General features: G+C 34.3%; 11 protein-coding genes. 8 read left to right on the forward strand and 3 right to left on the reverse strand.

Going from position 1 to position 11,790, the window contains the following annotated elements; translation table 11 throughout:
* Nucleotides 1–10 precede the first annotated feature (10 nt).
* From porZ to OM074_RS12435, 3 genes are all read right to left on the reverse strand, one after another.
* Nucleotides 11–2,368 (reverse strand): type IX secretion system anionic LPS delivery protein PorZ, encoded by a 2,358-nt coding sequence (porZ, locus tag OM074_RS12425; RefSeq protein ID WP_301199868.1) that lies wholly within the window; start codon nucleotides 2,366–2,368, stop codon nucleotides 11–13.
* 49 nt (nucleotides 2,369–2,417) lie between these two features.
* Nucleotides 2,418–3,005 carry a non-canonical purine NTP diphosphatase gene (locus OM074_RS12430; RefSeq protein ID WP_301199870.1) on the reverse strand — a complete coding sequence of 196 codons (588 nt, stop codon included), beginning with the start codon at nucleotides 3,003–3,005 and terminating at the stop codon, nucleotides 2,418–2,420.
* A gap of 161 nt (nucleotides 3,006–3,166) precedes the next feature.
* Nucleotides 3,167–4,000, reverse strand: coding sequence for a universal stress protein (locus OM074_RS12435; protein ID WP_301199871.1), 834 nt, complete (start codon nucleotides 3,998–4,000; stop codon nucleotides 3,167–3,169).
* A 91-nt stretch (nucleotides 4,001–4,091) separates the two neighbouring features.
* Here OM074_RS12435 and OM074_RS12440 point away from each other — a divergent pair, with 91 nt between their 5' ends.
* The 8 genes from OM074_RS12440 (at nucleotide 4,092) to atpG (ending at nucleotide 11,766) form a co-directional block, all read left to right on the forward strand.
* Nucleotides 4,092–5,921 (forward strand): adenylate/guanylate cyclase domain-containing protein, encoded by a 1,830-nt coding sequence (locus OM074_RS12440; RefSeq protein ID WP_301199873.1) that lies wholly within the window; start codon nucleotides 4,092–4,094, stop codon nucleotides 5,919–5,921.
* Nucleotides 5,922–6,079: 158 nt separating this feature from the next.
* Nucleotides 6,080–6,460 (forward strand): bactofilin family protein, encoded by a 381-nt coding sequence (locus OM074_RS12445; RefSeq protein WP_301199875.1) that lies wholly within the window; start codon nucleotides 6,080–6,082, stop codon nucleotides 6,458–6,460.
* A 401-nt stretch (nucleotides 6,461–6,861) separates the two neighbouring features.
* A complete protein-coding gene (gene atpB / locus OM074_RS12450; protein WP_301199876.1) occupies nucleotides 6,862–7,944 on the forward strand; it encodes a F0F1 ATP synthase subunit A in 1,083 nt (360 codons plus the stop codon).
* Between the two features lie 38 nt (nucleotides 7,945–7,982).
* A complete protein-coding gene (atpE, locus tag OM074_RS12455) occupies nucleotides 7,983–8,189 on the forward strand; it encodes an ATP synthase F0 subunit C (protein ID WP_301199878.1) in 207 nt (68 codons plus the stop codon).
* Between the two features lie 31 nt (nucleotides 8,190–8,220).
* Entirely contained in the window at nucleotides 8,221–8,718 is a 498-nt protein-coding gene (gene atpF, locus OM074_RS12460) for a F0F1 ATP synthase subunit B (protein WP_301199880.1), read from the forward strand.
* 14 nt (nucleotides 8,719–8,732) lie between these two features.
* A complete protein-coding gene (gene atpH, locus OM074_RS12465) occupies nucleotides 8,733–9,269 on the forward strand; it encodes an ATP synthase F1 subunit delta (RefSeq protein ID WP_301199882.1) in 537 nt (178 codons plus the stop codon).
* Nucleotides 9,270–9,292: 23 nt separating this feature from the next.
* Nucleotides 9,293–10,882 (forward strand): F0F1 ATP synthase subunit alpha, encoded by a 1,590-nt coding sequence (gene atpA, locus OM074_RS12470; RefSeq protein WP_301199884.1) that lies wholly within the window; start codon nucleotides 9,293–9,295, stop codon nucleotides 10,880–10,882.
* 8 nt (nucleotides 10,883–10,890) lie between these two features.
* The gene (atpG, locus tag OM074_RS12475; protein WP_301199886.1) at nucleotides 10,891–11,766 is read left to right on the forward strand and encodes an ATP synthase F1 subunit gamma; all 876 of its coding nucleotides are present in this window, start codon (nucleotides 10,891–10,893) and stop codon (nucleotides 11,764–11,766) included.
* Nucleotides 11,767–11,790: the final 24 nt, after the last annotated feature.

Raw genomic sequence — 11,790 nt, forward strand, 5'->3', positions numbered from 1 at the left:
TGGAACTGTTTTATCTAATAATCATTATTTTAGTTGCCAGTGCTTTTTCACCATCTTCATTTGTTGCAAAAACAAGATATACTCCGCTACTTACGGGCTTATTATTTAGATTTCTTCCATCCCAAACTACTTGCCCTCCATCAGATATGGATTCAAAAACCAGTTTTCCACTAACATCTGTTATTTTAATTGTTGAGTTTCCCACCAGACCGTTTACAGTAATATAACCCTCGTAATTGGGATATACAGGATTTGGGAATACCCTAGCTTCATTATAAGTAGCTTTTCCCTCTGTTGCAGTTCCCATATACGAAACGATACCTTTATTTGTCGCGATAAAAACTTCACCAGTTTGTGGATTAATGGAAATACTGTTTATAATATTGGATATTAGTGGGCTGTTTGAACTGGTAAAATGATGTATGGTTTCTGTTCCATCAGCAGATACGAGGAATAATCCATTTCGGGTACCTATCCACTTTCTGTTTGCTCCGTCAATCTCTATTACCATGATGCTTTCATTTTCTAACAGATAATCAGCCAACCCACTGCCATCATTCCTGGGAACCAGTATTCTTGATGCCTGAGGTCTTTCTTCATCAAAAATATTTCTTGGTCTGTAATAAACCAATAAGCCTCTTTCTGTACCCACCCAAATGTATCCACTCTTGTCCTCTACAAGGCAGATTACCTTAGAGCTGACAGCCTGTCCTTCTTCATTCCATATTGCCAGATCAGAATACCTTGAATCCGTAAAAGTAACATTGCGCTCGTTTTTTGGTCCTCGGTATCTGTCATCACTATCATCGTATGGTGTTCCGTTTATATCTATTACAAACAACCCATTTGGTTCAGTTGCTGCCACCGCCCAAATATCACCCCAACTTGTAAAAATCATTTTTCTTAACCAGGTTTGATCATCAGGGTCATCATATGGTAAATAATCATACTGAACCCACCCTTCTTTGTCATCAGTAATATTATATGGCTTAACAACAATGGGATGCGTAACTTCTTGGTTGTTAGAGTAAAGATTTCCTTCGTTGTCCAAAACAATGCCAGCTGCAAGTTCCCATATATATACTTTTTGCAAACCGCTGTTTTGATCGTTGTACCGATAAATAACTTTTTGTTGATCTAACTCTAAAATTCCATCACCATAACTGGCTAAATAAACATGATCTTCATTTCTTGGATCAATAGCAATGTCGCAAATGTTATTATAGCCATTTAATAAAGGATCTGTATCTTTTGTTAAGTGATTCCAGTAGGAACCATCAAATACCGATATTTCAGCAGGTAGGTATACTACATGATTGTGATCACCTTGGGACGTCCACAAGTGTTTGTTAGTGGCTTTTACAAAAAAACTTCGGTTAGATATCGGGCCATCCGGTAAAATTTGTAAGCTGGTGTTTTCTGTTAACTTGATCAATCCATTTTTGCTATCACCTATCCACTGTGTATTAGTATTATCCATATAAATACATGTACATTGTAATGTTAAATCTTTATCTTCTACTTGATAATTAGAAATTGTATTCTTTAGAATCATATTACTGTAGAAAATTTCAATTTTATTACTGTTAACAATAGAAAATGTGTTGCCATTGTTTTGTAAGCTTTTAAAATTTGATGATGAAGAAATCTTTTCCCACACCGAATTTGAATGGTGGTAGGTTTCGTATTTTTCTGCAGATTTTTTTGTGGCAATTATATTGTCATCTATGGAAATAACTGCACAAAATACACTTTGATCATTACCCGTATTTTCCCATGTTTCAAAAAATGATAAGGCAGAGCTATTAATATCAGCTTTTTTCAGACCTGTTTCGGAGGCAGCATAAATAGAATCGGTTGTATGTGCAATCTGATATATTTTAACCTTACTAGCTTCTTTTCCTATATAATAGAAATCAGAGATTTCCAGTTTGTTGTAATCTACTACAAGAATACCAAAATCAGTGGCACAGTAAGCTTTGTCGTTTATGAAATCTACATGATTTATCCTTTTACTGTTAGTCATGGATTTAATTTTTAAATCCGGGATGTTTTCTACTTGACCGTTTTCTAGAATATCGATATTTCCGTTTTCGTAGCCAATAAATAATTTTTTTGAATTCGGTATTGCTTTTATTGTTGAAACCTCAATATCACTTAGTTTATTTATTTTGGTGTATTTGCTAATGATATATTCTTGGGTATCATAGGTGAATAATCCGGCATCAGTTGCAGCATATATAATATTATCTATTTTATCTACACTGTGGACATTTGAAAAGCTTAAGTATTCTTGCCAGTTACCAACAGGAGCCTGAGAAGAGACTACTTGAAAAATAAACAGAAAATATAGAGGTAAATATTTCATAAATAAAAATGTTTAAAGCTTATAACAATCAAAATATAAAAAAGTTAAGCTAGATATTGACAATGCTTTTGTTTAAAAAATCAACCAGTTTTTTTACAGCTTGTCCTCGGTGACTGATTTTATTTTTCTCTTCCAGATTCATTTCAGCGAACGTTTGAGAATATCCATCTGGAGTAAAAATAGGATCGTATCCAAATCCTTCATTTCCCGATTTTTCTTTTTCTATTTTACCTTCAACAATACCCTCAAATTGATACTCATGGTCATTAAGAATTAAAGAAATAACAGTTCGGAATCGAGCTTTTCTGTTCGTTTCTTTTTTCATCATATCCAGAACTTTTAACATGTTTTGCTCTGCGTCCTTTTCCTCTCCTGCATATCTGGCACTATATACTCCGGGAGCGTCATTCAGGGCCTCAATTTCCAGTCCTGTGTCATCCGAAAAGCAATTAATCTTATATTTGTTATGAATATAAAAAGATTTTTGAGAAGCATTTGATTCCAGGGTGTTACCTGTTTCCGGTATTTCTTCTGTACAATTTATGTCTGCTAAACACTTAAGAGTAATGTTTTTGTTTAGCATGTTTTTTAGTTCTTTAAATTTGTGAGTGTTGTTTGTTGCAAAAAGTAATTCCATATATAGTTTATTTTCTTACGAATTAAGAAAAATGGCCAAACTTATGTGTTAGCTCATTTATGTATTAACAAAACGTTATATTGTTGACAAAATTATTGATTATAAAAAAAAACAACGACATAAAAGCCGTTGTTTTGCATTATAGTAAGGAAAAGTAATAATCACCCAAAGCCACCATAACCATATTTCATTAAGTCAGTTCTTGGATTTACCACAAGGACCGGGAATTTTGAGTCATTGGCTATAATTTGCTGTTCGTTAGCGCCCAATACGTAATCGTGGAAAGCAATATCTCTGGTGGTCATTATAATGATGCCATTGGCTTCTATCTCTTTGGCATATTTCAAGGTTTCCTGAGAAAATGATCCGCTACCTTCAGAAAGGCCAATTTCATACTCAATGCCCCTTTCTGCCAGGAAGTTTTTGCAAAAAACAAGGTTTGCTTTTGTTCTCGGCTCAACAGCCCCATCTTTTGACGAAGTACTAAATAGATATATCTTAGTATCCAAAAATTTAGTTATAAACTCAGCCCAATGAAGTTTTTCTTTGTTTTCTGTTTTAAAATCAACAGGGAATACCATTTTTTTTGTTTCAGCTTTAGATGGCGAATCCTGAACTACCAAATATGGAATTTTTGAACCCACAATAACTTTCAAAGCCCAGCTTCCTGTTAGTTTTTGCATGCCCCTAATCCCATGCGTCCCCATTACAATAAGGGTAGCGTCAATTTCTTCGGCTACCTGGTTAATGGTTTTAAATATGGTTCCTTCTTTTACAATAACATTAGGTTTGATTCCTAATTCGTCATTTATTCTATTTACTTCTTCTGCAAGTTTTTCTTCTAAGTTTTTAACCTCATTTTCTTTTTTTGCTATATGTAAAAGAGTTATTCCTATATTCTTCCCGGAAGAAAGATCCTTGGCATGTTCTATTGCATGGTAGGCCATTTCCGTGAAATCATAGGGTATGAGTATTGTTCTTTCAGAATTTTCCATAAAACTAATTAAAAAAACATTGGTTTATTTTGCGAAATAAATATACTACTTTTGAAGCAAAATCAACAATTAATGCAAAAAACAAAATTTTGTGGTTGTTAAATTCCGACATATTTATTCATGTTTAGTTATTTATCTTCTATTAATATTTGGATTTATATTCCTGTGTACTGGAGTGTATGCTGAAAATACAAACATTGTTCGAGATACTACTAATTGCTTAATACAAAGGATAATTGTTTCTGGAGATACTGTTGCTACTTTCCCAATACCGGATGGTGTTGTAATCAGGGCAAAAACAGATGATCTTATAGAATTTGATTTTTTTACTGATTTTTCAAATCAAGAGGAGAGGTTTAAGTTTTTTCTTCATGGCTATAATTCTGAACCTGAATACTGGACTTTAAAAAACAGTTGTAACTACCATAATTTAAAGGATGGTGAGTATTCCTTTGTTTTGAAGTCACATGGTACTTTAGCAGAAGAAAGAGTCAAAATTGTTATACATAGCAGCTTCAATAGATACTATATATCCAGCATTATATTAATAGTGTTTGTTATTGCATTTTTCGTAATATTTAAGGTTGGGATTGTTGACTTTTTTAACAAAAGTGTAAATGACTGGCATCGTGATTCTATAGCACCTCTTTATAAAAAGTATGTTAAAACTGAACCTGAAGTTAATGAAGTTGATAGTCGGAAACTCATCCACAAAGCAACGGTGAAGTATGATAAGGCTACCGTACTATTTGCGGATATACAGGGTTTTACGAAGATAGTGGAACATATGAATCCGGAAACGTTAATTGATGAACTCGATAAATTCTTTATTTATTTTGATGAAGTTGCAGAAAAGCATAAAGTAGAGAAGATTAAAACGATTGGGGATGCATACATGTGCGCCGGAGGATTACCTGAAAAAGATAGTACTAACCCTATTGAAGTTGTATTGGCAGCTTTGGAAATGCAAAGTTATATGCAGAAGTCAAAGCATTCAGGGAATATGGAAACCGGTGAGTTTTGGCAATTGAGGATAGGAATTCATACAGGTTCTGTTATTTCAGGAGTAATAGGACGTAAAAAGCTGTCCTTTGATATATGGGGGGATACTGTTAATATAGCAAGTAGGATGGAGTCGTCAGGTGTTGCCGGTAAAATCAATGTTTCAGGTATTACATATCAATTAATTAAGGATTTTTTTGATTGTGAGTATAGAGGCAAGATGCCTATTAAATATAAAGGGGAGACAGATATGTATTTTGTGAAAGGGATTGTGCCTCATTTGTCCAAGGATAAGGAAGGGTTGATTCCTAATGAGGATTTTAAAACAAAACTTCAGTGGATTAGATATAATGACTTAGAGGATTTGGTACTTAGTCAATTACGCGAAGAATTGCCATCTTCGCTAAAATATCACAATGTGAAACATACTATTGATGTATGTACCCAGGTTGAAGTAATTGGCAGGGCTGAAGGTTTAAATAGTAAAGAGTTGCTACTGGTGAAAACTGCGGCATTGTTTCATGATACAGGTTATATGGTTAATCCTGTAAAACATGAAGTGCAAAGTGCACGGATGGCCAGGGAGATTCTTCCGAAGTTTAATTATAGTAATAGTGAAATAGAAGCTGTAAGTCAGTTGATTATGGTTACAGAAATGATGTCGGAACCTAAACTGTTGATGGAAAAGATAATTAAGGATGCGGATTTAGATTACCTGGGTAGAGCGGATTTTATTCCATTATCTGAAAAACTGTGGGAAGAAGTTTGTTTATATGATGGAAAAATCTCACAAAGACAATGGAATGTGAGGCAATATGAGTTTATTTCTAAACATGTATATTACACCAATACCGCGCGAAATTTAAGACAGGTGAATAAGGAAATTCAGCTGAAGAAAATAAAAGAATTTCTTGTATAAGTAGTAGAGCCTTGGTTATTTTGATGAATTAACCTAAATTAGATGGGCTGTTAAAAACTAAATAACTCAGATAAATTTTTTTCGTTTGATTTATTTATTTTTTATTTTCTTTGAAACTTCAAATAGTATTAATCGTAATAAGAAAAAACATTTTAAAAATGGCTAAATCATACGAACCGGAAAACAAACTGCCTAATATGATTGGTTCAGGAACCAAAATCTCAGGTAATATCGAAACCAATGGGGATATTAGGATAGATGGTGAAATAGAAGGAAATATATTATCAAAAGGGAAAGTGGTTGTTGGTCCCAATGGGATGGTTAAAGGAGAAATTAACTGTGCAAACTCTGAGGTTTCCGGAAAAATTGAGGGAAAGGTCTTAGTAAGTGAACTTCTTTCTTTGAAAGCTTCTTCAAATGTGTTTGGTGACATAAATACAGCAAAACTAACAATTGAACCAGGTGCAGTATTTACCGGGAAGTGTGATATGGGCGGTAAAGGTTCTGTATCAAAGCCAGCAGAGAATATAAAGAAGTAGTTGGTGATAGATAAGTTCCAATTGTATGTTTTAAATAAATTTGCATTTGTTTCAATCTTGATTTTTCTTTCAAATGTAATTTCATCATTACTTTGGTATAAAAATCTGGTTTTTGAGTCCGTTTATATTAATTGTTTCTGTTTTAGCCTGTTTGGCATTGTTATCTGGATTTCAAAAATACTTATAAGAATATTGCCTGACTTAAAAGTTGCAATTTTATTAGGGAGCATAGGTATAAAAATGATCTTCGCTTTGTTGTTTATAATGCTTATGCTACAATATAATACTACAAACAAGAATGGTTTGGTTCTTGTTTTTATGGCTAATTATTTTTTATATCTCGGGTTGTCTGTAAAGTTCTTTATGAGAGATGTATAGAAACTGAAGTTATTATACTGCATATGAAACGTGTATTGTTGTATTTCATATTAATAATAGGTTTTTTACTGCCAACTGTGGCAGAAGAGAGATCTGAAATTGATAGTGAGAGTCATGAGGCTGAAGGGTTTGATCCGACAGAGCTGATTATGCATCATATCTCTGATTCTCATGTGTGGCACATTGTTTCATGGGGAGAAGGGGATCATCAAACTCATATTGAAATACCCCTGCCAATAATTCTTATTAATAAAGGTAAATTTCACTTCTTTTTATATTCCCGTTTTGATCACCATTCTCATATTGCTGAAAGCAGAGGGAGTTATTTTTTATATCATCATGGAGAAATTTACAATACTGACAAAGCGGGGAGTTTTGAAGAGGATGAACATGGACATATAATAAACTCTAAGCCTTGGGATTTTTCATTAACCAGGAATGTCTGGTCAATGTGGATTTCAGTAGTCCTGCTTGTTCTTATTTTTACGTCAATTGCAAAAAAGTATAGGGGCAAACCTGCTAGTCCCAAAGGACTGCAGTCGTTGTTGGAACCTATAGTATTGTTTGTAAAGGATGATATTGTTATGGAACAGATTGGGCAAAAAAAAGGAGAAAAATTTGTTCCTTACCTGTTGACTGTCTTTTTCTTTATATGGATCAATAACTTGATAGGGTTGGTACCATTCTTTCCCGGCGGGAGTAATTTTACCGGTAACATTTCTGTTACTATGGTGTTATCAGTACTTACCTTTTTGATTACAAACATAAACGGGAGCAAGAGCTATTGGAAACATACCTTAACAGCACCGGGAGTTCCATTTTTTGTTAAAGTACTGTTAGTTCCTGTAGAATTTATTGGGCTGTTTACAAAACCATTTGCATTAACAATTCGTTTGTTAGCAAACATAACCGCTGGCCATATTATAATATTAAGTTTGGTATCATTAATATTTATATTGCAGTCAGTTTTTGTATCACCAGTATCTATACTTTTATCATTGGTAATGTTTATGCTTGAGCTTTTAGTCGCTGTGTTACAAGCATATATATTTACATTGCTTTCGGCATTGTTTATTGGAATGGCTGTTGCAGACCATGAACATTAATTTATAAACTATTATATCATTAATTAAATTGTAAAATTATGACACTTTCTCTTACTGCTGTAGGTCTTGGAATTATCGTATTAGGAGCCGGTTTAGGAATCGGTAAATTGGCAAATGGTGCAATGGAAGCTATGGCTCGTCAGCCAGAAATTAGTTCAAAAATACAAACAGCTATGATTATTGCTGCTGCACTTATTGAAGGTGCTGCATTATTTGCTATTGTAGTAGCTCTATTGAAGGGATAATATTATTTTGGGTTGAATTAAAATTGAGGCAATGGATTTTTTATTAACACCAGATCCAGGTTTAGTCTTTTGGACGACTTTAACTTTTGGGATATTAGTTTTTGTTTTGAAAAGGTTTGCCTGGGGGCCTATTTTACATGCTTTAAGGGTTAGAGAAGAAACAATTGAATATTCTTTAAAGGCTGCAGATAAGGCCAAGTCGGAAGTTGAGGATCTCGTAAAATTGCGTGAGGAATTAATAGATTCTGCCAAAACTGATCGTGATGATATTATGAAAGAAGCACGAGAGTTGAAAGAAAAAATTATTAATGAAGCTCGTAATAGTGCTCAGAAAGAAGCCAATAAGTTAATTGATTTAGCCCGTAAGCAAATTGAAGCTGAAAAGTTATCTGCGATCAGAGAACTAAAGAAACAAGTTGCTGAGTTATCTGTGGATATAGCCGGTATTATTCTTGAATCAGAACTGCAATCAGATCAAAAGCAAAAAGAATTGATTGATAAGTATCTTGACAATGTGAATTTTAATTAATTACAGGTTATAGTATGGATAATAGCTTGATTTCCGTAAGATATGCAAAGGCTTTGTTTTCTTTAAGTCTGGAGAATAATAATATTGAGACTATCTATAGTGATATGCAGTTGCTTTCTGAACAATGTTCAGGCACTCCTGCATTTTGTCAGGTATTAGAAAGTCCGAATATAACTCCTGCCGAAAAGAAAAGGTTTTTTAAATCAACTTTTGAAAAGTATATTTGCGAGACTTCAATGAATTTCCTTAATGTAATTGTAGATAATAAAAGAGAGGTTTTGTTGCCATCAATTACACGTAATTATATCGATTTTTATAAAAAAAAGACTGGTCTCAAAACAGCAACTATTTATACTGCTATTGAATTATCTGATGAATATTTTAGTAAAATTTTAAAATTGCTGGAAAAGGAACTTAATGCTAAAATTGATTTACAGGTATATGTAAAAAGCCACCTGATTGGAGGTTTTGTATTGATGGTAGATGGGAAAATGATGGATGCCAGTATTTTCAATAAGCTTAAGGAATTTAAAAATAAACTGCTTAGTTAGTTACCTCAGATTAAAATGTGCCAATGGAAAATATAAGACCTGCCGAAGTATCGGAATTATTAAAAAAGCAAATTGAAGGTTTTACCAGTAATACAAATCTTGAAGAAGTGGGTACGGTTCTTCAGGTGGGTGATGGTATTGCCAGGGTTTATGGCCTAAATAATGTTAGGGCTAATGAACTTGTGGAATTTGAGTCATGTAAAGGCGTTGTGTTAAACCTGGAAGAGGATAACGTGGGGGTCGTATTGTTAGGATCTTCCAGAGAAATAAAAGAAGGTGATATTGTTAAAAGAACAGGACGTATTGCCTCAGTTAAAGTTGGAGAAGGGATGCTTGGTAGGGTCATTAACACTAATGGTGATCCAATTGATGGTAAAGGAAGCATTGAAGGAGAGGTATTTGAATTTCCATTAGAAAGAAAAGCACCAGGGGTTATTTATCGTCAACCCGTGAAAGAACCTTTGCAAACCGGCTTAAAGGCTGTAGATTCGATGATACCTATTGGTCGTGGTCAGCGTGAATTGATTATTGGTGACAGGCAAACCGGAAAAACAGCTATTGCTATTGATACGATAATCAATCAGAAGGAAAATTTTGAAAAAGGAAATCCTGTTTATTGTATTTATGTCGCTATTGGTCAAAAAGGATCAACGGTTGCACAAATTGTAAAAACATTGGAAAAACATGGAGCCATGCAATACACAACTGTGGTTTCATCACCAGCGGCTGATCCCGCAGCCATGCAATTTTATGCTCCATTTACAGGAACTGCTCTTGGAGAATTTTTTAGAGATACAGGTAGGGCAGCTTTAATTATTTATGATGATTTATCTAAACAAGCGGTTTCTTACAGGGAAGTGTCTTTGTTGTTAAGACGTCCGCCTGGTCGTGAAGCATACCCGGGAGATGTATTTTACTTACACTCACGTTTGTTAGAAAGAGCAGCGAAGGTTATTGAATCAGATGAAATAGCTGCAAATATGAATGATTTGCCTGAATCTATTAAGGGTAAGGTTAAAGGGGGCGGATCTCTAACAGCTTTGCCAATTATTGAAACTCAGGCGGGTGATGTTTCAGCATATATTCCTACAAATGTAATTTCAATTACTGATGGGCAGATATTCCTTGAGAGTAATTTGTTTAATGCAGGTATACGTCCGGCTATTAATGTTGGTATTTCCGTGTCTCGTGTGGGGGGTAGTGCTCAAATTAAATCCATGAAAAAAGTTTCTGGTACTTTAAAGCTTGATCAGGCACAATACAGGGAATTAGAGGCTTTTTCTAAGTTTGGTTCAGATTTGGATCCTGCTACAAAATCGGTGTTGGATAAAGGACGAAAGAATGTGGAATTATTAAAGCAACCCCAGTATTCACCTGTAAATGTAGCCCATCAGGTGGCTCTGATTTATTGCGGTACACAGGGTTTGCTATCTGCTGTTCCGGAACATAGAGTTAAGGATTTTGAACAAAGTTTTATTGATGACCTTCAGATGCAATATCCAAATGTTTTAGAAGTTTTGGGTAGCGGTAAAATTTCTGATGAGGAGACTAAAGTTTTACAAGAGGTTGCTGCTGATGTAGGCAGACGATTTGATAAGGTTGAAGATAATTAATTTATACTATGCCCAGTTTAAAAGATATAAAAACACGCATAGAGTCAGTTAAAACAACTCGTCAGGTTACGAGTGCAATGAAAATGGTTTCTGCAGCAAAACTAAAGAAAGCTCAGGATGATATTGTTCAGATCAGGCCTTATGTGGATAAGCTTAATGATATTATTTTGGATTTGGTAAGCTCATTGGATGAGGACCAGAAGATAGCATTAGCAGAACCAAGAGAACCTGACCGAGTTTTGGTCATGATGATCACTTCGAACAGGGGATTGTGCGGGGCTTTTAATTCTAGCATAGTAAAGGAGGTTGTTAACCTGGTTCGAAATAAATATTCATCGCATTATAAAAATGGATTTATTGATGTGGTTTCTATTGGGAAACAGGGGCAAAAATTACTAAAGTCTGCTGGGATTGAATGTGCTAAAGAGTATAATGATATATACGGGCATGTGAGTTTTGAGTCGGTTGAAGCTATTTCAGCCAACTTGATTAAGGATTTTTTGAGCCGTAAATATGATAGGGTAATCTTAGCTTATAATGAATTTGTGAATGCAGCGGTTCAAAATGTTTCAGTTTCACAGTTTTTACCTTTGGAATTACCTGAGTTTGATTATACTTATATGCCTCAGTATCTTTATGAGCCAGATAGGTGTGAAATAATTGAAGACCTTGTGCCGCAATCCTTAAAAACGATGTTTTATAAAACTATTTTGGAATCAATAGCTTCAGAACATGGAGCGCGGATGACATCAATGCATAAAGCCACAGATAACGCCACTGAATTAATTAAAGAATTGGAGTTAAGTTATAATAAGGCACGTCAGGCATCAATTACAAATGAAATCCTGGAGATTGTCGGAGGGGCTGAAGCATTATCGAAATAAGTAGTTTTGATATATTATAAAAGA

The sequence above is a fragment of the Plebeiibacterium marinum genome (genome assembly GCF_026013615.1).
Taxonomy (GTDB): Bacteria; Bacteroidota; Bacteroidia; order Bacteroidales; family Marinilabiliaceae; genus Saccharicrinis; species Saccharicrinis marinus_A.